This window comes from Micrococcus sp. KRD096 (assembly GCF_017168495.1).
GTDB classification, from domain to species: domain Bacteria; phylum Actinomycetota; class Actinomycetes; order Actinomycetales; family Micrococcaceae; genus Micrococcus; species Micrococcus luteus.
Genome location: NZ_JABFAY010000004.1, coordinates 178,806 through 198,221, shown reverse-complemented (window position 1 = coordinate 198,221; position 19,416 = coordinate 178,806). Strand labels below are relative to the sequence as shown.

Annotated in this window: 16 protein-coding genes; 13 read left to right on the top strand and 3 right to left on the bottom strand. The window is 74.8% G+C overall.

Annotation, left to right across the window (positions count from 1 at the left end):
* Positions 1 to 101 precede the first annotated feature (101 nt).
* Both J1M41_RS03105 and J1M41_RS03100 read left to right on the top strand, forming a co-directional pair.
* Complete coding sequence (locus J1M41_RS03105) at positions 102 to 809, top strand: 1-acyl-sn-glycerol-3-phosphate acyltransferase (RefSeq protein WP_036384573.1); 708 nt, start codon at positions 102 to 104, stop codon at positions 807 to 809.
* A gap of 71 nt (positions 810 to 880) precedes the next feature.
* Complete coding sequence (locus tag J1M41_RS03100) at positions 881 to 2,293, top strand: class II 3-deoxy-7-phosphoheptulonate synthase (protein WP_036316682.1); 1,413 nt, start codon at positions 881 to 883, stop codon at positions 2,291 to 2,293.
* Positions 2,294 to 2,317: 24 nt separating this feature from the next.
* Here the strand turns inward: J1M41_RS03100 and pknB are convergent, their stop codons facing one another.
* A complete protein-coding gene (gene pknB, locus J1M41_RS03095) occupies positions 2,318 to 4,255 on the bottom strand; it encodes a Stk1 family PASTA domain-containing Ser/Thr kinase (protein WP_237069081.1) in 1,938 nt (645 codons plus the stop codon).
* Between the two features lie 55 nt (positions 4,256 to 4,310).
* The gene (locus J1M41_RS03090) at positions 4,311 to 5,408 is read right to left on the bottom strand and encodes a LysM peptidoglycan-binding domain-containing protein (RefSeq protein ID WP_230297513.1); all 1,098 of its coding nucleotides are present in this window, start codon (positions 5,406 to 5,408) and stop codon (positions 4,311 to 4,313) included.
* 267 nt (positions 5,409 to 5,675) lie between these two features.
* Here J1M41_RS03090 and J1M41_RS03085 point away from each other — a divergent pair, with 267 nt between their 5' ends.
* The gene (locus tag J1M41_RS03085) at positions 5,676 to 6,074 is read left to right on the top strand and encodes an Rv2175c family DNA-binding protein (protein ID WP_044659490.1); all 399 of its coding nucleotides are present in this window, start codon (positions 5,676 to 5,678) and stop codon (positions 6,072 to 6,074) included.
* A gap of 42 nt (positions 6,075 to 6,116) precedes the next feature.
* On the opposite strand, the gene J1M41_RS03080 is transcribed toward J1M41_RS03085, so the two are convergent.
* Complete coding sequence (locus J1M41_RS03080) at positions 6,117 to 7,232, bottom strand: polyprenyl synthetase family protein (protein ID WP_206451112.1); 1,116 nt, start codon at positions 7,230 to 7,232, stop codon at positions 6,117 to 6,119.
* Between the two features lie 56 nt (positions 7,233 to 7,288).
* Here J1M41_RS03080 and dinB point away from each other — a divergent pair, with 56 nt between their 5' ends.
* The 10 genes from dinB to murD all read left to right on the top strand — a co-directional run bounded on the left by dinB (position 7,289) and on the right by murD (position 19,373).
* Positions 7,289 to 8,584 carry a DNA polymerase IV gene (gene dinB, locus J1M41_RS03075; RefSeq protein WP_206451111.1) on the top strand — a complete coding sequence of 432 codons (1,296 nt, stop codon included), beginning with the start codon at positions 7,289 to 7,291 and terminating at the stop codon, positions 8,582 to 8,584.
* Between the two features lie 133 nt (positions 8,585 to 8,717).
* Complete coding sequence (locus tag J1M41_RS03070) at positions 8,718 to 9,104, top strand: DUF3040 domain-containing protein (protein ID WP_036336976.1); 387 nt, start codon at positions 8,718 to 8,720, stop codon at positions 9,102 to 9,104.
* Between the two features lie 322 nt (positions 9,105 to 9,426).
* On the top strand, positions 9,427 to 9,858 hold the full coding sequence (gene mraZ / locus J1M41_RS03065) for a division/cell wall cluster transcriptional repressor MraZ (RefSeq protein ID WP_002854575.1): 432 nt from the start codon (positions 9,427 to 9,429) through the stop codon (positions 9,856 to 9,858).
* A gap of 142 nt (positions 9,859 to 10,000) precedes the next feature.
* Positions 10,001 to 10,996 (top strand): 16S rRNA (cytosine(1402)-N(4))-methyltransferase RsmH, encoded by a 996-nt coding sequence (rsmH, locus tag J1M41_RS03060; protein ID WP_036336975.1) that lies wholly within the window; start codon positions 10,001 to 10,003, stop codon positions 10,994 to 10,996.
* 20 nt (positions 10,997 to 11,016) lie between these two features.
* Positions 11,017 to 11,586: a hypothetical protein gene (locus tag J1M41_RS03055; RefSeq protein WP_230297511.1), complete on the top strand. Its 570-nt coding sequence runs from the start codon at positions 11,017 to 11,019 to the stop codon at positions 11,584 to 11,586.
* A 68-nt stretch (positions 11,587 to 11,654) separates the two neighbouring features.
* Positions 11,655 to 13,409, top strand: a complete 1,755-nt coding sequence (locus J1M41_RS03050) for a penicillin-binding protein 2 (protein WP_245245376.1) — start codon at positions 11,655 to 11,657, stop codon at positions 13,407 to 13,409.
* Positions 13,410 to 13,580: 171 nt separating this feature from the next.
* Positions 13,581 to 15,146 (top strand): UDP-N-acetylmuramoyl-L-alanyl-D-glutamate--2,6-diaminopimelate ligase, encoded by a 1,566-nt coding sequence (locus tag J1M41_RS03045; protein WP_342214057.1) that lies wholly within the window; start codon positions 13,581 to 13,583, stop codon positions 15,144 to 15,146.
* Positions 15,143 to 16,657 (top strand): UDP-N-acetylmuramoyl-tripeptide--D-alanyl-D-alanine ligase, encoded by a 1,515-nt coding sequence (murF, locus tag J1M41_RS03040; RefSeq protein ID WP_206451109.1) that lies wholly within the window; start codon positions 15,143 to 15,145, stop codon positions 16,655 to 16,657. The genes J1M41_RS03045 and murF overlap by 4 nt, the downstream gene beginning before the upstream one ends.
* Positions 16,654 to 17,781 carry a phospho-N-acetylmuramoyl-pentapeptide-transferase gene (gene mraY, locus J1M41_RS03035; protein ID WP_012750918.1) on the top strand — a complete coding sequence of 376 codons (1,128 nt, stop codon included), beginning with the start codon at positions 16,654 to 16,656 and terminating at the stop codon, positions 17,779 to 17,781. Before murF ends, mraY begins: the two co-directional genes overlap by 4 nt.
* On the top strand, positions 17,778 to 19,373 hold the full coding sequence (murD, locus tag J1M41_RS03030; protein WP_206451108.1) for a UDP-N-acetylmuramoyl-L-alanine--D-glutamate ligase: 1,596 nt from the start codon (positions 17,778 to 17,780) through the stop codon (positions 19,371 to 19,373). The genes mraY and murD overlap by 4 nt, the downstream gene beginning before the upstream one ends.
* Positions 19,374 to 19,416: the final 43 nt, after the last annotated feature.

The window sequence follows — 19,416 nt, the reverse complement described above, 5'->3', positions numbered from 1 at the left end:
GTCTTCGGGGGCGACGGCGACGGGGCGGGGCATGGTGCCAGGGTAAGGCAGGCGGACCATACGATGGGCAGGCACCCGACCGCCCCGACCGGAAGGCCCTCGTGTCCACGTTCTACTGGTCCGCCAAGACGTTCGCCGTGGCTCCGGCCACCCGCCTGCTGTTCCGCCCCTGGGTGAAGGGCCTCGGGAACGTGCCGGCCGAGGGCCCGGCGATCCTGGCCAGCAACCACCTGTCCGTCTCGGACTCGGTGTTCATGCCGGCCATGCTCGACCGCCAGGTGCACTTCCTGGCCAAGCGTGAGTACTTCACCGGCCCGGGCGTGAAGGGCTGGGTCACCCGCCGGTTCTTCGAGGCGGCGAACCAGCTGCCCATGGACCGCTCCGGCGGAGAGGCGTCCCTGCGCTCGCTGGACGCGGGCCTCGAGGCGCTGCGGGAGGGCCGGCTGCTCGGGATCTACCCGGAGGGCACCCGCAGCCCGGACGGGCGGCTGCACCGCGGCAAGATCGGCGTGGCCAAGCTCGCGCTGGCCTCGGGCGCGCCCGTGGTGCCCATCGCGATGATCGGCACGGACCAGGTCCAGCCGATCGGCCATGTGCTGCCGCGGATCCGGCGCCTGGGCATGATCTTCGGTGAGCCGCTGGACTTCTCCGACCGTGCCGAGGCCGTCGGCGACCCCCGGGTGCTGCGGGAGGTGACGGACGAGATCATGGAGGCCATCCGGCGCCTGTCGGGCCAGGAGTACGTGGACACCTACGCGGCGGACGTGAAGGCGGGCCGTACGGCCGCTCCGCCACGCGCCCGCGACTGAGCGGGGCCCGCGCGTCGTCATCCGGGGACGCTCAGACCGGGGCGCGGCACGCGGCCCCTAGCCTGGTGCACATGACTGAAGACCCCCGCGAGAAGATCCTGGCCTTCGGCACCGCCATCTCGGAGGGCGCCGCCGACATCCCCGGCCTGGACCACTGGCGCTCGCTGCCGATCGCGCAGGCGCCGTCCTGGGCGGACGAGGCCGATCACCGCGCCGCCGTCGCCGAGCTGAGCGCCCTGCCCCCGCTCGTCTTCGCGGGCGAGGTCGACCTGCTGCGCGCCCGTCTGGCCGACGTCGCCCAGGGCCGCGCGTTCCTCCTGCAGGGCGGCGACTGCGCCGAGACGTTCGCCGGGTCCACCGCCAACCGGATCAGCGCCCGGGTGAAGACCATCCTGCAGATGGCCGCGGTGCTGACCTACGGCGCCTCCATGCCGGTCGTGAAGATGGGCCGGATCGCCGGCCAGTTCGCGAAGCCGCGGTCCTCGGACACGGAGACCCGCGACGGCGTCACGCTGCCCAGCTTCCGCGGCGAGATCGTGAACGGCTACGAGTTCACCGAGCAGGCCCGCCGGCACGACGCCCGACGGATGGTGCAGGCCTACCACACCTCCGCCTCCACCCTGAACCTGGTCCGCGCCTTCACCCAGGGCGGCTTCGCCGATCTGCGCAGCGTGCACCAGTGGAACCAGGGCTTCATGGCCAACCCGGCCTACGCCCAGTACGAGGAGATGGCCGCCGAGATCGACCGCGCGGTCCGCTTCATGAACGCCGCGGGCGTGGACTTCGAGGCCATGCGCCGCACCGAGTTCTACTCGGCCCACGAGGCGCTCCTGCTCGACTACGAACGCGCCCTGACCCGCGTGGACTCGCGCAGCGGCGACCCCTACGCCACGAGCGCCCACTTCCTGTGGATCGGCGAGCGCACCCGCCAGGTGGACGGCGCCCACGTCGACTTCCTCTCCCGGGTCCGCAACCCGATCGGCGTGAAGCTCGGCCCGACCACCACGGTCGCGGACGCGCTCGAGCTCGCCGAGCGGCTGGACCCGGAGCGCGAGCCGGGCCGCCTGACCTTCATCACCCGCATGGGCGCGGAGCGGATCCGGGACGTGCTCCCCGGCATCGTCGAGGGCGTCCGGGACGCGGGGCTGGAGCCGGTGTGGGTCACCGACCCCATGCACGGCAACACCGTGACCGCGGCCAACGGCTACAAGACCCGCCGGTTCGAGGACGTGATGGACGAGGTCAGCGGCTTCTTCGAGGTGCACCGCGAGCTCGGCACGCACCCGGGCGGCATGCACGTCGAGCTGACCGGCGACGACGTCGCCGAGTGCCTGGGCGGCTCCGACCCGATCAACGAGGCCGACTTCGACGCCCGCTACGAGACGCTGTGCGACCCGCGGCTGAACCACCAGCAGTCCCTGGAGATGGCGTTCAAGGTCACCGAGGCCCTCTCCCACCCCGAGCGCCGCGCGCCGCGGGCCTGACCGCGCGGCCGGGCACGCCCCGGCTCAGCCGACCCAGACGTGGACCGCGGTGCCCTCGGGCAGGGCGGTCCCGGCGGCGGGGGACTGGTGCAGGACCCGGGACTCGCCCCGGCCGGAGAGCGGCAGCGGCAGGCGATGCACGCGGGCGTCCCAGCCGTCGTCCGCCAGCGTCGTGCCCGCCATCTCCGGATCCTGCCCGGTCACGTCCGGCACCGGGCGCACGGCGCGGCCTTCGGAGAGCACCACGCGGACCGCGGTGCCCGGCGTCGCCTGCTCGCCGGGGGCCGGGTGCTGCTCGATCACGGCCCCGGCCGGCACTGCGGGATCGGTGCGGCGCTCCGCGACCTCCACGGTGAATCGGGCGTCCCGGGCCACGCCGTGGGCCCGCCGGATCACGACGCCGGTCAGGTCCGGCACCGGCACCGGCGCGGGGCCGGCGGAGACGGTGAGCTCGACGGGGGTGCCGCGCCCCGCCGGCTCCCCGGCCGCGGGCGAGCTGGCGACGACCGTGCCCTCCGTGCGGAGTTCGTCGTGCCGGGCCGTGACCGCCGCGGTGAAGCCCGCGGCGGTCAGCCGTTCCTCCGCCGCCTCCCGGGCCAGCCCGTCGAGGTCGGGGACCACCGCCACACCTCCGACTCCGAGGCCGCCGGAGCCCAGCGTCCAGCCCAGCAGCAGGGCGACGCCGGTGAGCAGCAGGGTCACGGCCGCGCCGATCGCGGCGGTCCGGCCGGTGCCCTGGCCGAGGTCGAGGGCGGGGCGGCGGGCCGCCCGACGCAGCCGCCGCGGGGACTCGCGCCCCGGATGCCGGTCCGCCGGAGCGGGGTCGAGCCCGAGCGGGCCGATCGGCTCCGCCGGATGCGCGGCGGGCCGCCGGTCGGCCCCGCGCGTCGCCGCACGGGTGTCGATGACGTCGGTCATGTCCGCGTCGAGGTCGGACTCGGCCAGGGCGGGGAGCAGGCGCGTCGCGTGGTGGTCGCCGGCGTCGAGGGCCCGGGTCTCCAGGTTCCCGTCCGGGGCTGCGTCCTCGGGGCCATCGGCGGCGGGGGCGCCCACCGCCGGCTCCGCATCCGGGCCCTCGGCGGGGTGGCGGTCCGGTTCGTCGGGGTCCAGGCCCGCCGCCACGGCGTCGATGCGGTGCAGGAGCTCGCCGGCACCGGCGGGCCGGTCGGCCGGGTCCGGCTCGGTGCACCACAGCACGAGGTCGTCGAGATCCTCGGGGAGCCCGGGGTGCAGCGTGGACGGCACGGGGACCCGCTCGTGGACATGCCGGTAGGCGACCTGCAACGCGGTCGCCGCGGTGTACGGCTGGCGGCCCGTGAGCAGCTCGAACAGGATGATGCCCACGGCGTACACGTCGGAGCGGGCGTCGGCGGGCGCCCCGGCGATGTGCTCGGGGGCGAGGTAGGCGGGCGTGCCCACGACGGCCTGCCCGGCCAGGGTGTGGGCCGTGGCGGCACGGGACAGGCCGAAGTCCGCGACCGTCACCCGCCCGTCGTCGCGGACGAGCACGTTCTCGGGCTTCACGTCCCGGTGCACCAGCCCGGCGCGGTGCGCGGCGGCCAGGCCGTCGACGAGCGGACGCAGGAACCGCAGCGCCTCCCGGGGTGAGAGCGGTGCACGGTCCCGGATGACGGTGCGCAGCGTGCGGCCGGGCACGTGCTCCATCACGAGGTAGGCCAGCACGTCGCCGTCCTCGGCCTCGGTGTGGCCCTGGTCCAGGACCGCGACGACGTGCGGATGGGACAGCCGCGCCGCCGTCTTGGCCTCCTGCTCGAACCGGCCGACGAGGACGGGGTCCTCCGCCAGGTGCGGGTGCATGACCTTGAGCGCCACCTCGCGGTCGAGACGCTCGTCCACGGCCAGGTAGACGGTGGACATGCCGCCCCGGGCCAGCCGCTCGACGACTCGGTAGCGGCCGTCGACGATGTCCCCCACGAGGGGGTCCCGGCGTGCGCTGCTCATCGTCCCAGGGTAGGACAGGCGGCGGACCCCCTCGGGGCGGTCCGCCGCCGGCGGATCAGAACATCGCCATGGCGGCGCGCACCTTGGCCACGTAGTCCCGTGCCTCCGGGTTCAGGCCGCTGTCCAGCACCCCGCCGAGGCCCTGGTAGTAGGCCCCGATGCCCTCATCGAGTGTGGGGGTGCGGTCCTGCACGTACTTGATGAACGCGACGCCGGCCACCGCGTTGTCGTAGGGGTCCAGCAGGTTCAGCTCGCGGCCCACCAGCTCCGAGGCGAACTCGCCCGTGATCGGGATGACCTGCATCGCCCCCACGGCGTTGCCGGGGGAGACCGAGGCCATGCGGAAGCGGGACTCGGTGTACGCGTGGCCCAGGGCCAGGCGGGGGTCCACGCCCATCCGCTCGGCGGTCTCGCGGACGATCTGCTGCATCTGCTCGGGGGTGGGCTGCGGGACGGAGCGCAGCAGGCGCAGGTTCTCGTTCGCCGAGGCCGTGACGTGCGGCGCGTCGGTGCGGCCGAGGAAGGTGTCGCCGACCGCCTGGACGGCGGAGACCGGCTCCACCTCGAGGGTGCCGTCGGAGATCACGAGCACGTCGCCGGGGTGTAGCGTCGAGGCCCGCGTCAGGCCGTTGAGCTCGCGCAGACGGGGGATGGAGACCTCGAACCGCTGGGAGATCCCCCAGAGGGAGTCGCCGGAGACCACGGTGTACCGGACCGTCTCGCCGGCGGCCGCCGGGGCCTTCGAGGCCGGCGCGGGGGCGGTCGACGCGGGGGTCTTCGGTGCGGCGGCCGTGCGCTGCGTGGTCAGGACCATGCCCGGGTGGAGCATGCTCGACGCGCTCATGCCGTTGAGCCGCTGCAGCTGCGCGGCGGAGACGCCGGTGCGGCGGGCGATGATCCACCACCCGTCGTTCGGCTGCACCGTGTAGGTCCCGACGGCCGGGGCCGGGGCCGCCGCGCCGGTCAGGCGGAGCTCGTCACCCGGGTAGAGCACGGTCTCCAGGCCCAGGCCGTTGAACCGCAGCAGGTCGGCGACGGAGACGCCGCGGGCGGCCGAGATCCGGGTGAGGGTGTCGCCCGGGCGCACGGTGTGCACCGCAGCCTCCTGGGCGTGGGCCTGGGCGGGCAGACCGGTGAGCAGCAGCAGGGGCACCGCGCCGCCGGTCAGGACGGAGCGCAGGCGGCGGGAGCGGACGGGGTGTGGGACACGGCAGACCTCGGCATCGGATCGGACGGATGGAACACGACGGGGAAGTGACGGGCGGGACCCGTGGCCCCCCGCGGTCGACCGACGACGTCGGCGCCCGGCCGTGGAGCCTCGGCGATGTTATCGGAATGTGATCTTCGTGACCATACCGAGATCCATGCCGTCCGGGGCGCGGTGGGCCGGGCCCGTCGGCGGCCACGTAGGCTGGCGCCCGTGAGCACCACTTCCTCCGACACCCCGGTCCCCGCTGACGCGATCCCCGCCGAGCTCGACGCCCTCGTGGGCGAGTGGCTCTCCGTGCCCGACGTGGCGGAACACCTCGACCAGCGCGTGACCCGCGTCCACAACCTCGTGCATGATCGCCGCCTGCTGGCCGTGCGTCGTCCCGAGCCCGCGGTGCGGTCCGTGCCGGCCCTGTTCCTCACCGAGACCGGCGTGCTCGACTCCCTGCAGGGCACGCTCGTGCTGCTGGCCGACGCCGGCTTCTCCGACGAGGAGGCCCTCCGTTGGCTGTTCACCGAGGACGAGTCGTTGCCCGGCCGGCCCATCGACGCACTCCGGGACGGCCGGAAGACCGAGATCCGGCGTCGCGCCCAGGCCCTGGCCTGGTGAGCCGGCCCCGCGGGCGGCCTTAGCCCGCGGGGTCCGTGCCGCTCAGTGGCGGCGCGACGTGTATGCGTCGATCAGCCGCGTGAGCTCGGCGCTCACGTCCTCGGGGACGCCGTGCGCGAGCAGGCCCGCCACGGCCCCGGCCGCCTCGTGTGAGAGCGCCGTGACCCGCTCTTCGACGGCCCGGCGCGCGCCGCACGCCTCGAGGACGGCTTGCCAGTGGGCCACCCGGTCCGCACCGAGGTGCGGGTCGCCGAGGTCCGCGTCGAGCGCGGCGGCCTCGTCCGGGGCGAGCAGCTCGACGGCGCGGGCGATGAGCACGGTCTGCTTGCCCTCCCGCAGGTCGTCGCCCGCGGGCTTGCCCGTGGTCGCCGGATCGCCGAACACGCCGAGCAGGTCGTCCCGGTACTGGAAGGCCATGCCGAACGGCAGCGACACCCGGGCGAACGCGGTCACCAGCCCGTCGTCCGCCCCCGCCAGCAGCCCCCCGAGGGCGAGCGGGTGCACCGCCGAATAGCGCGCCGACTTGTGCTCCACCACCGCCTCGGCGGCCGCCTCGGCCTCGCGGGCGTCGCGCGCCGCCGGGGCCATCTCGGCCACCACGTCGAGGTACTGACCCGCCATCACGCCGAAGCGCATCCGCTCGAGCTCGACCCGCGCCCGGCCCTCCCGGGGCGTGCCGGCGAGCACGCGCGCGAAGGCCGTCTCGCTCATCCCCAGGGCGACGTCGCCGGCGAGGATCGCGGCGGAGACGCCGAAGTGCTCCGCGGCGTGGCGCCAGCCCGCCTCCCGGTGGAGGGACTCGAAGCGGCGGTGCACGCTGGGCATCCCGCGGCGGGTGTCCGAGCGGTCCAGGATGTCGTCGTGGATCAGCGCCGCGGCCTGGAACAGCTCGAACGCCGCGCCCGCCTCGGCGATGCGGGGATCCTCCGCCTCACCACCGGCCGCCCGCCAGCCGAGCCAGGCCAGGACGGCGCGCAGGCGCTTGCCGCCCGCGGTCAGGTCCGCGATCGCGTCCACGAGGGGCGCCGTCAGCGGGTGGACGTCCCGGGCGAGGTCCCGGTGCTCCGCCAGCAGGCGGTCGAGGGCGTCGGCGACGGCGGCGCGGAAGCGGTCCTGGTCGGCGGGACGGGGGCGGGGGACGGCGACGTCGGCGGGCATGGCCCCACCCTAGCCGCGCCGCGCGACGGATCGCCGGTCCCGGATAGGCTCGGTCCATGTCCGAGACCGCGCCCGCTGCACCCCGTGAGGAGGCGACGATCCTGCACGTGGACATGGACGCGTTCTTCCTGTCCGTCGAGCTGCGCGAACGGCCCGACCTCGAGGGCCGTCCCGCCGCCGTCGCCGCTCCGAGCGGTCGGTCCGTGGTGCTCTCCGCCTCGTACGCGGCGCGCGCCTACGGGGTCCGCTCGGCGATGCCCCTGGCGCACGCCCGCGCCCTGTGCCCGCCCCTCGTGGTCATCCCGCCGCGCCAACAGCTCTACCGGGCCGTCTCCGCCGAGGTGATGGCCGTGCTCGCGGACGTGACCCCCGTGATGGAGCAGCTCAGCGTGGACGAGGCGTTCCTCGACGTCGCCGGCGCCCGCCGCCGGCTCGGCCCGCCCGAGCACATCGGCCACCTGATCCGGGAGCGCGTCCGCTCCGAGCTGGGGCTGCCGTGCACCGTGGGGGGCTCGGCCGTGAAGTTCGTGGCCAAGACGGCGTCCACCGCGGCCAAACCCGACGGTCTGCTGATCGTGCCGCCGGAGCGCACCCTGGACTTCCTCCATCCACTGCCCGTGGGCCGGCTGTGGGGCGTGGGCCCCAAGGCGGCCGAGCGGCTCGCCCGGCGGGGGGTGGCGACCATCGGCGACCTCGCCCGGGTGGACCCCGCGCGGCTGGAGGCGTCGTTCGGGGCCGCCGGCCGGGAGTGGGCGTCGCTGGCCCGGGGCATCGACCCGCGCCCCGTCGCCCCGCGCCCGGCGGCCCGCAGCATCGGCGCGGACCACACCTTCGACGTCGACCCCGTCGACGTCGCGGGCGTCGACCCGGAGGTCCTGCGTCTGTGTCACCGGGTCGCGGCCCGGCTGCGGGCGGAGCAGGTCACCGCCGGCGCGGTCACGGTCCGCCTCAAGGCGCCGGACGGGTCCGTGCGCAGCCGCACCGCCCGCCTCGCCCGGCCGACCGCCACGGGCCACGACCTCCTCGGCCCGGCGCGGCGGCTCGTCCGCGAGCTGCACGCCGAACGGCCGCATCCGATCCGGCTCGTGGGCGTGCGCGCCGAGCGCCTCGGGGGCGAGGCCGATCAGCCTCCGGCCCAGGAGGCGCTCTTCGGCGGTCCCGCCTGGGGGACGGAGGACGAGGCGTCGGAGGAGGGCGACTGGGCCGGTGCCGAGGCCGCCCTGGACGCCGTCGCCCGGCGCTTCCCGACGGCGGCCGTGCGGCCGGCGTCGCTGCTGGGACGACGCGAGGCCCGCGCCGACGCCCGCCGGGACGCGCCGCGGCCGGGCCCCGGAGGCCCGGATCGGGAGTGAGGGGTTCCGGGGCCGGCGACGTCGCCACCTGGCTAGGGTGGGGCGGCAGGTCCTATCCTGGAGGGCAAGTCGGACGCGCGGGCGTCCCCTCCCGGTCCCGGAGGTGTCGGAGGCCGCGTTCGAAGGAGTCGCCATGCCCCTCTCAGAGCATGAGCAGCGGATGCTGGACCAGCTGGAGCAGCAGCTGCGCACCGAGGACCCCCGGCTGGCCACCCAGATGGCGGACACGGGGCGGCATCGGCTGCCCGTGGGTCGCGTCGTGGCCGGGGCCGTCCTCGCCGTGGTCGGGCTGCTCGTCGTGGTCCTCGGGGTCGCCCACCACGCGATCCTCCTGGGCGTGCTCGGCGTCGTCGTCATCGGGGCCGGCATCTTCCTGCTGACCACGCGGCCCCGCGCTGTCGCCTCCGGGGCCTCGGGCCCGGAGGCCCGCCGGTCGGGCGCACAGCGGCGGCAGGGGAGCGGCGACTTCATGGGCCGCCTCGAGCGGCGCTGGGACGAGCGGCGCGCCGGAGGCGACTGAGCGCCTGGCCCGCCGGGCCCCCACTATCCTCCACTCCAGGCCCCGATCCGCTCCGGATCGGGGCCTTTCCGCTGCCCGAGGCTCCGTCGTCGCCGCGGCCCTCCACCGGGGCCCACCGGTCCTCCACTTCCCTCCACGACGACACCGGTCCCGGGATCCGCGGGATGGCGCGCCGGACCCGGGGGCCTCGACACGCCCGTGGCGCCGTGACCCGCGTTCCGGGGTTGAGGGTGGAGGGAAGTGGGGTAATGTGGAGGAAAGGAGAGAGCATGGGTCCCGACCTTGGTCGGGAGGGACCGCTCGACGAGCCAGGGGGTGTGCCGTGTTCTTGGGCACGTACACTCCCCGGCTCGACGAGAAGTCCCGGCTGATCCTCCCCGCCAAGTTCCGCGAGGAGCTGGCGGAGGGGCTGGTCCTGACCCGGGGTCAGGAGCGCTGCATCTACGTGTTCAGCGCTCGTGAGTTCGAGCGGGTCCACGAGCAGATGAGGTCGGCTCCACTGTCCTCCCGCCAGGCCCGTGACTACATCCGCGTCTTCCTCTCGGGGGCGTCGGACGAGGTCCCGGACAAGCAGGGTCGGGTGACCGTGCCGGCGCCGCTGCGGCAGTACGCGGGGCTGGACCGGGACGTGACCGTGATCGGCGCGGGGACGCGAGTGGAGATCTGGGACTCGGAGTCCTGGAACACCTACCTCGCCGAGCAGGAAGCCGCCTTCTCCGAGACCGACGAGGACGTCCTGCCCGGCGTCTTCTGACCGTGACCACCCGACCTCGAGCGAGACCTCCAGCCGACGCCGCCGCACCTGACCCGTCTTCCCCTGGGCCAGGCGCGGCGGCGGACGGATGGGGATCCCGCCTGAGGTCCGCCAGGACCGCGATGTGAGCAGGAGGTCGAGAGTGGACGCAGGCCAGCCGCGCCCCGAGGACCGCCACCTGCCCGTGATGCGGGACCGCGTCGTCGACCTCCTCGCCCCCGCCGTCCAGGCCGCGCTCGAGGCCGGCCGCACGCCCGTCGCCGTCGACGGCACGCTGGGCATGGGCGGGCACACCGAGGCCCTGCTGGCGCGGTTCCCCCAGCTGCGCGTCATCGGCATCGACCGCGACGCCCACGCCCAGGCCATGGCCGCCGAGCGCCTCGGCCCCCTCGCCGACCGTCTGATCCCCTTCCACGGCACCTACGACCGGGTGCCCGAGGCCATGGCCGCCGCGGGCGTCACGAAGGTCGACGCCGCGCTCTACGACCTCGGCGTGTCCTCCTACCAGCTGGACGACCGGGAGCGTGGCTTCGCCTACTCCTACGACGCTCCGCTGGACATGCGCATGGACGACACCGCCGAGCGCTCCGCCGCGACGCTCGTGGCGGAGCTGGACGAGCAGGAGCTGCGCCGGATCATCCGTCGCGACGGTGAGGAGCGCTTCGCCGGCCCCATCGCACGGGCCATCGTCCGGGCCCGCGCCGAGGCCCCCATCGAGACCACCGGCCGCCTCGTCGAGGTGATCCGCTCGGCCGTCCCCGTCGCCGCGGGGGCCACCGGCGGGCACCCGGCCAAGCGCACCTTCCAGGCCCTGCGCATCGCCGTGAACGAGGAGCTCGACATCCTCGACGCCGCCGTGCCCGCCATCCTCGACGCCCTCCACGTGGGCGGGCGCCTCGTGGTGATGAGCTACCACTCCCTCGAAGACCGCATCACGAAGCGGCACCTGAGCGCGTGGGCCACGTCCACGGCGCCCCCGGGGTTCCCAGTGGTGCTGGAGGAGCACGAACCCGTGGTGCGGGTGCTCACCCGCGGCACCGAGAAGCCCACCGAAGAAGAAATCTCCGAGAACCGTCGCGCCTCCTCCGCGAGAGTGCGTGCGGTTGAGAAGATCAGGACGTCCAGGACCACGGCATGACGCTGCACGAGGAGATGAGCATGGCCGCACACGCACGGATCGCAGAGTCGCTGCGCCCCGGGTCGACCCCCGTCGCCCCTGCGCGGCCGACTCCGCAGGAGCGCACGCCGCTCTCGGTGGTGCCCGCCCCGCTGCCCCGATCCCGCTCCGGCGTGACCGTGCTGTGCGTCCTCGTGGTGCTCGCCGCGCTCGCGGCGGTGCTCGTCATGAACATCACGATGTCCAACCGGCAGTACGCCCTCCTGGACCTGCGCCAGGAGCAGCAGGCCGTCACCGAGACCAATGAGCGGCTGGCCGAACAGGTGGGCCACCTCGAGGCGCCGCAGAACCTGGCCGCGCGCGCCGACGCCCTCGGGATGGTCGCCCCCGCCGGCACCGCCTCCGTGGACGCGGGCACGGGCCAGTTCAGCGGCGAGGCCCAGGCGGCCCAGGACGGCGACATCTCCGCCACCTACGTCGCGCCGCCGGCGGACGCGGACGCGGTCCGCCAGGGGACGGCCGGCGACGGCCAGGACGAGATCGAGGGACCGCGCACCCTCGGCGGCGAGGACGCCTCCGCCGCCCCCGACCAGGACGCCGCCGACCGTTGATCGACCGTCCCGCCTCGCACCTTCCCCGCGGCGGATCGACGGTCGGGCCCGCTCCCGGGCACCCCGCCGTGCGCACCCGCATCCTTCTCCTGCTCGTCTTCGTCCTGCTCGGCGGGCTCGCACTGCGGCTCGTCTACGTGCAGGGCATCGACCCCACGGGGCAGGCCGCGGCGGCCATGGACCAGCGCCTGACCCACCAGGAGACCCTGCCGCAGCGCGGGTCCATCCTGGACCGCGACGGCGACGTGCTGGCCGCCAGCGTGCGCCGCTACGACATCGTCGTGGACCAGCGCCTCGTCAAGGACTTCAACGAATGGGACCGCGAGGCCCGGGAGACCGTGCTCGTGGACGTGGACTCCCGCCTGGCCAGCCTGGCCGAGGTGCTCGGCATGACGGAGGAGGAGGTGCGCGAGGCCACCATCGGCTCCCGCCCGTACGCCGTGGTGCGTCGCTCCGTGACCCCGGAGGTCCGGGACAAGGCCATGGCGCTCAACGTGCCGGGCCTGCTCTCCGAGGCGGTGGACCGCCGCACCTACCCGAACGGGTCGGTCGCCGGCAGCATCATCGGCTTCATGGGCGGTGACGGCACCGCCCTCGAGGGCCTCGAGCTCAGCCAGGACGACGTCATGACCGGCACCCCGGGCACCCGCACGTTCGAGGTGGGCGCGGACGGCATCCGCATCCCCAACGCCCCGCTCGAGGAGGTTCCGGCCGTGGACGGCGCCGACCTGCGCCTGACCGTGGACAAGGACGCCCAGTGGTTCGCGCAGGAGACCCTCGGCGCCCTCGCCGCCGAGTACGACGCGGAGTGGGCGAACGCCGTCGTGATGGACGTGAAGACGGGCGACGTGATCGTCATGGCGGACTCCACCACGGTGGACCCCGCCGACCCCGACGCCACCGAGGGGAACTTCCGCACCTCCACCGTGATGAGCACCCCGTACGAGCCGGGCTCCACGGGCAAGGCGCTGCCGATCGCGGCCGCCGTCGACGCCGGGAAGGTCACCGCCACGGACGGCTTCACCGTCCCCAGCAGCCAGGACTTCGACGGGCAGACCATCCGGGACTTCTCCCCGCACCCGACGTTCGACATGACCGTCGCAGGCATCTACGCGCGCTCCTACAACACGGGCACGGTGCAGATCGCCGAGAAGATCACGGACGAGCAGCGCTACGAGTACATGCGCTCCTTCGGGGTCGGCCAGCCCATCGACCTCGGCCTGCCGCAGCAGGCGGGCAGCGTCCTCGTCCCGCCCGAACAGTGGGACGGCCGCCAGCGCCTGACCACGGCCTTCGGCCAGGGCTACACCCAGACCACCCTGCACACCGCCCAGATGTATCAGGCCCTCGCCAACGGCGGCGTGCTGATCCCGGCCCGGCTGATCGACGCCACGGTGGACGGCGACGGCGCGGAGAAGCGCTGGGAGTCGTCCGCGGAGCCCCACCGCGTGGTCTCCGAGGAGACGGCGGCGCAGATGCTCCGCATGATGGAGACCGTCGTGACGCAGGGCACCAGCAAGGCCGCCGCGATCCCCGGGTATCGCGTGGGCGGCAAGTCCTCCACCGCCGAGGCTGCGAGCGACACCGGCACGTACGACGGCTACAACCTCGGCTTCACCGCCGTCGCCCCGCTCGACGACCCCCGCTTCGTGGTGTCCGTGTCCCTGCATCGGCCGCCGTCCAAGCAGGGCTCCCGGGACGTGTCCGTCGCGGCCGCCACGATCATGGAGTACATGCTCCGCCAGGCGGACGTGCCCGCCACCGGAGCCGAGCCGAACGACTACCGCGTCTTCGTGGACGATCCACAGGACCGGCCGTGGTGACCCACGCCGCCGGCCCCGAGCACCCCAGGAGCACCCCCATGACCCTCCCACACCCCCGCCACGCCCTGGCCCGCCCTCGCACAGGCGCTGGCCGAGGCGGGGATCGCGGCCCACGTCCACGGCGCGGCCCCGGCCGACGGCGTCACGGGGGTCAGCCTCGACTCGCGTGTCGTGCGCCCGGGCGACCTCTACGTCGCCGTCCCGGGGGCGCACGCCCACGGTGCCGCGTTCGCGGCCACGGCGCTGGAGGCCGGCGCCGTCGGCGTCCTGACGGACGCGGCGGGCCGCGCGCTCTTGGCGGAGCAGGGCCTGGCCGACGTCCCGGTGCTCGAGGTCGACGCCGTGCGCACCGCCGCCGGCACCGTGGCGGCCCGCGTCTACGGCGGCGGGGGCGACGCCGGCCCGCGCCTGCTCGGCGTGACCGGCACCAACGGCAAGACCACCACGAGCTTCCTCGCCGCCGCCCTGCTCGAGGCCCTGGGGCGCCGGTCGGGCATCGTGGGCACGATCCTGATCCGCGCGGGGGAGCGGGAGGTCCCCTCCACGCTCACCACGCCCGAGGCCACCCAGCTGCACGCCCTCATGGCGCTCATGCGCGAGGAGGAGGTGGACACCGCCGTCATGGAGGTCTCCTCCCACGCCGTGGCGTACCAGCGGATCGCCGGCCTGCGCTACGCGGTGGCCGGGTTCACCAACCTGACCCAGGACCACCTGGACATGCACGGCTCGATGCAGGAGTACTTCGCGGCCAAGGCCGGTCTGTTCGACCCCGCCCGCACCGACCACGCCGTCATCACGCTCGACGGCGGCGAGGGGCCCCGCTGGGGCGTCGCCATGGCCCGGGCCGCCGGCGCTCCCGTCACCACGCTCGCCCTCGGGCCGGCCGCGCCGACGCCGGGCGCCCTGGCCGAGCACGACCCGGGCCTCCGGGCGGACTGGGAGGTCGCCGAGCTCGCGCCGGACGGCCTCGGCCACCGCTTCACGCTGCGCCACGCGGCCACGGGCCGGGAGCTGCGGGCCTCCGTCGGTCTGCCGGGCCGCTTCAACGTGGCCAACGCGGCCCTGGCGGTCCTGCTCGTGCTGCACGCCGTGGGGGAGGAGCACCTGGACGCGCTCGCCGCCGTCCTGGACGTGCCCGCGGGCGAGGGCCCTCTGGCCGCCGCCGTCCCGGGACGGATGGAGGTCGTGGGCCGCGAGCCGGACGCCGTCGTCGACTTCGCGCACAACCCGGACGGCATGGTCCAGGCACTGCGCTCCCTCGCCGACGCCCGGGCGGCGGCCGGGACGCGCGGGCGCACCCTGATCGTGTTCGGCTCCGCCGGTGACCGTGACCGTGACAAGCGGCCCGTGATGGGCGCGATCGCGGCCCGGGCGGCGGATGTGGTGATCGTCACCGACGACACCCCCCACTCGGAGGACCCGGCCCCGATCCGTGCCCACATCCTCGCCGGCGCCCGCGCCGAGGCCGACCGCATCGCGCGGGAGGAGGGCCGCACGGTCGTGATCGAGGAGGTGGCCGACCGTGCCGCGGCCATCCGCCGCGCCGTGGAGCTGGCGGGGCCGCAGGACGGCATCCTCCTGGCCGGCCGCGGACACGAGACCACGATGGACTACGACGGCGAGCTCGTCCCGCTGGACGACCGGGTGGCCCTCCGCGAGGCCCTGGCCGCCCGTGTCGCGGCGGCCTCCGCCTCGGGCTCCGGCCCCGCCCGCGAGGGTAAGGTCATCGAGTCATGATCGCTCTCACCGCAGCCCAGATCGCCGAGGCCGTGTCCGGCACGCTCTCGGCCACCCTCGACCCCGCCACCGTGCTGGTGCACGTCACCCCCGACTCGCGGGAGGTCACCGCCGAGGGCACGCTCTACGTGGCGAAGCCGGGGGAGCGCGCCGACGGCCACGACTTCATCGACGCCGCGCTGGGCGCCGGCGCCGCCGCCGTGCTCGCCGAGCGCGCCACGCACGCCCCCGACGGCGCCGCGCACCCGGCGATCCTCGTGGAGGACGCCGTGCTCGCGATGGGCGCGCTCGCCCGGGAGGTCGTGCGCCGCGTCCGGGAGCACTCCCCGACCACCGTCATCGGCATCACCGGCTCGGCCGGCAAGACCACCACGAAGGACCTGCTCGCCGCCCTGCTGGCCACCCAGGGCCCCACCGTCGCACCGGTCGGCTCGTACAACGGCGAGGTCGGCGTGCCGCTCACGGTGTTCCGGGCGGAGCTGGACACGCGCTTCCTCGTGGTCGAGATGGGCGCGGACCACGTCGGCAACATCGCGTACCTCTGCGACCTCGTGCGCCCGGACATCGGCGTCGTGCTCATGGTGGGCACCGCCCACGCGGGCAGCTTCGGCGGCGTGGCGAACATCGCACGCACCAAGGGCGAGCTCGTGGAGGCCCTCGGCCCCGACGGCGTCGCCGTCCTCAACCTCGACGACGAGCGTGTCGCCGGCATGGCGGCGCGGACCGCCGCCCCGATCACCTGGTTCACCGCGGACGAGCGGGGCGTCGCCCGCGCGGCCGAGGACGTGGCCGCCGGCCGTGCGTCGGGCCTCGTCGCCGCACGGGATGTGCACGCCGACGACCAGGAGCGCCCCGTGTTCGACCTGCAGGTCGGGACGGAGGGGGCCGCCCTGCGGCACCCGGTCGCCTCCGGACTGACCGGCCTGCACCACGTGCACAACGTGCTGGCCGCCGCCGCGGCCGCCCACGCCGCCGGTATGGACCCGGCCGAGATCGCCCGTGGTCTCGACGGGCTCGGGCCCGCCAGCCGCTTCCGGATGGAGCGCACCGACCGCGCGGACGGCGTCACGATCATCAATGACGCGTACAACGCCAACCCCGAGTCCATGCGCGCCGCGCTCCGGACGCTGGCCACCCTCGGCCGCTCCAGCGGCCGCCGCACCTGGGCCGTCCTGGGGGAGATGCTCGAGCTCGGCGATGCCCGCGTCCGTGAGCACACCCTCGTGGGCGAGTCCGTGGTGCGCCTGAACATCGCCCAGCTGCTGGTGGTGGGCGCCGGAGCCCGGCCGCTCTATATCGGCGCCCTCAACGAGGGCAGCTGGGGCGAGGAGGCGCACTTCGTCGACGACGCCGCGCAGGCCGAGGCGTTCCTCACCGAGCACCTGCGCCCCGGCGACCTCGTCCTCGTCAAGTCCTCCAACGGCGTCGGGCTCGCGGCCCTCGGCGAGCGCCTCGCCGCGGCCGACGCCATCGCCGCCCCCTCCGCCTCCCCGAAGGAGTCCCGACCGTGATCGGACTGCTCATCGGCGGCGTGCTCGGCCTGGTCCTCTCGGCCGCCGGCACCCCGCTGTTCATCCGGTTCCTCGTCAAGCGCGGGTACGGCCAGTTCGTCCGCGACGACGGCCCGACCACCCACAAGACCAAGCGCGGCACGCCCACGATGGGCGGCGCGGTCATCATCGGCTCCCTCGTGCTGGCGTACCTGATCACCCACGGGCTGCTCGCGGTGCTCGGCGTCGACTTCGGCGGGCCCACGGCCTCCGGCCTGATCCTGCTGCTGCTCACCGTGGGCATGGCCTTCGTCGGTTTCGTGGACGACTTCACGAAGATCACGAAGCAGCGCTCGCTCGGCCTGACCCCGCGCGGCAAGATCATCCTCCAGGCCCTGATCGGCACCGCCTTCGCCGTCCTCGCCCTGAACTTCCCGGACGAGCGGGGCCTGACCCCCGCCTCGACGGCGATCTCCTTCGCCCGGGACATCCCGTGGCTCGACCTGGCCTTCGCCGGACCCGCGATCGGCGTCATCCTGTTCGTGATCTGGTCGAACCTCATCACCACCGCCACCACGAACGCCGTGAACCTCACGGACGGCCTCGACGGGCTCGCCACGGGTGCCACCGCCATGATCACGGGCGCCTACGTTCTGATATCGCTCTTCCAGTCGAGCCAGTCCTGCGCGCTCGAGGGCACCCGCGGCTGCTACGAGGTCCGCGACCCCATGGACCTGGCCCTGCTCGCGGCGATCCTCACGGGCAGCCTGCTGGGCTTCCTCTGGTGGAACACCTCCCCGGCCAAGATCTTCATGGGGGACACCGGCTCCCTGGGCCTGGGCGGCGCCCTGGCCGGCTTCGCGATCTTCACGCGCACCGAGATCCTGGTGGCCGTGCTGGCCGGCCTCATGGTCGCGATCACGCTCTCCGTCATCATCCAGGTGGGCTGGTTCAAGGTCTCCGGCGGCAAGCGCGTGTTCCTGATGGCGCCGCTGCAGCACCACTTCGAGCTCAAGGGCTGGGCCGAGGTGACCGTCGTGGTCCGCTTCTGGCTGCTGTCCCTGATGTGCGTCACCGTGGGGCTCGCGATCTTCTACGGCGACTGGCTCATCCGCCAGGGCGGCCTCGCGGGGGTGACCCCGTGACCGGCCCCGCGTCCGACGCCGCGCTCGCACCGGTGCGCCGGCCTCGCGCCGACACCGCCCGCACCGCCGACCTCACGTCCTGGGACGCCCCGGGGTGGGCCGGCCTGCGCGTCGTCGTCACGGGCCTGGGCGTCACCGGCTTCTCCGTGGCCGACACCCTGGCCGAGCTGGGCGCCGCCGTCGTGGTGGTGGACGGCGATGACGGCCCCGAGAACCGGGCGCGTGCGGAGACCCTGCGGATCGTGGGGGTCCGCGAGGTCCTGCTCGACCGGGCGGCCACGCAGGTGCTGCCCGAAGTCGACGGCGCCGCCGCGGACCTCGTCGTGACCTCCCCGGGCTGGCGGCCGGACCAGCCGCTGCTGATGGCCGCCCATGCGGCGGGCCTGCCGATCTGGTCCGACGTCGAACTGGCCTGGCGGCTGCGCGAGCGCGCCGGCCGGAAGACCGCCGACTGGGTGTGCCTGACAGGCACGAACGGCAAGACGACGACCGTGACGATGGTCGAGGCCATCCTGCGGGCGGACGGCCGTCGGGCGGTGGCCTGCGGCAACGTCGGCACCCCCGTGCTCGACGCGATCCGCGACCCGGAGGGCTTCGACGTGCTCGCCCTCGAGCTCTCCAGCTTCCAGCTGCACTGGACGCACGGCCTGGCCCCGGCGTCATCGGCGGTGCTGAACCTGGCCGAGGACCACGTGGACTGGCACGGCTCGATGGAGGAGTACGCCGCCGCCAAGGGCAAGGTGTACGCGAACACGCGGGTGGCCTGCGTGTTCAACGAGCAGGACCCGGTGACCCGCACCCTCGTGGAGCGCGCGGACGTCCAGGAGGGCTGCCGCGCGATCGGCTTCACCACGGACACCCCGGGCCTGTCCGACATCGGTGTCGTGGACGGGATCCTCGTGGACCGTGCGTTCCTGGACAACCGGCGCCACGAGGCGATCGCCCTGGCCGAGCGCGCCGACCTGGGCCCGGTGGCGCCGCGCCACACCGTGGCCAACGCGGCCGCCGCGGCGGCGCTGACCCGGGCCGTCGGGGTGAGCCCCGCGGCCGTGGCCGAGGGCCTGCGCTCCTACGACCGCGGAGAGCACCGCATCCAACTCGTGGCCACCTCACGCGACGTCATGTGGGTCAACGACTCCAAGGCGACGAACCCCCACGCCGCGGACGCGTCGCTGGCGGCGTTCAGCTCCGTGGTGTGGCTGGCCGGCGGCCTGCCCAAGGGCGTGACCTATCACGAGCTGGTGGCCGCGCACGCCCACCGGCTCCGGGCGGTGGTGCTCCTGGGCAGGGACACCTCGGCCCTGCGCGCGGCCCTGGCCGCGCACGCCCCGGACGTCCCCGTCCACGCCCCCCTCGCCGCGGCCGACGGCACCGGCCCCGCCGACGGCGCGGCCGTGATGGCCGAGGCGGTGCGCGTGGCCGACGGCCTGGCCCGCCCCGGCGACACCGTGCTCATGGCGCCCGCCGCGGCGTCGATGGACCAGTTCCGCTCCTACGCGGCCCGCGGCGAGGCGTTCATCGAGGCCGTCGCCGGGCTGATGCGCGAGCACGGCTGGGACGTGCACGACGACGCCGCGCCCGACGCCGACTGACCCGCCGCCCACCCGACCGTCTCGCTTCCCCCGTGAGGAGGGC

Coding starts and splice junctions, on each gene's coding strand:
- J1M41_RS03100 (WP_036316682.1), top strand. CDS start 881: ATGACTGAAGACCCCCGCGAGAAGATCCTGGCCTTCGGCACCGCCATC.
- pknB (WP_237069081.1), bottom strand. CDS start 4,255: ATGAGCAGCGCACGCCGGGACCCCCTCGTGGGGGACATCGTCGACGGC.
- J1M41_RS03080 (WP_206451112.1), bottom strand. CDS start 7,232: ATGCCCGCCGACGTCGCCGTCCCCCGCCCCCGTCCCGCCGACCAGGAC.
- dinB (WP_206451111.1), top strand. CDS start 7,289: ATGTCCGAGACCGCGCCCGCTGCACCCCGTGAGGAGGCGACGATCCTG.
- J1M41_RS03070 (WP_036336976.1), top strand. CDS start 8,718: ATGCCCCTCTCAGAGCATGAGCAGCGGATGCTGGACCAGCTGGAGCAG.
- J1M41_RS03055 (WP_230297511.1), top strand. CDS start 11,017: ATGGCCGCACACGCACGGATCGCAGAGTCGCTGCGCCCCGGGTCGACC.
- murF (WP_206451109.1), top strand. CDS start 15,143: ATGATCGCTCTCACCGCAGCCCAGATCGCCGAGGCCGTGTCCGGCACG.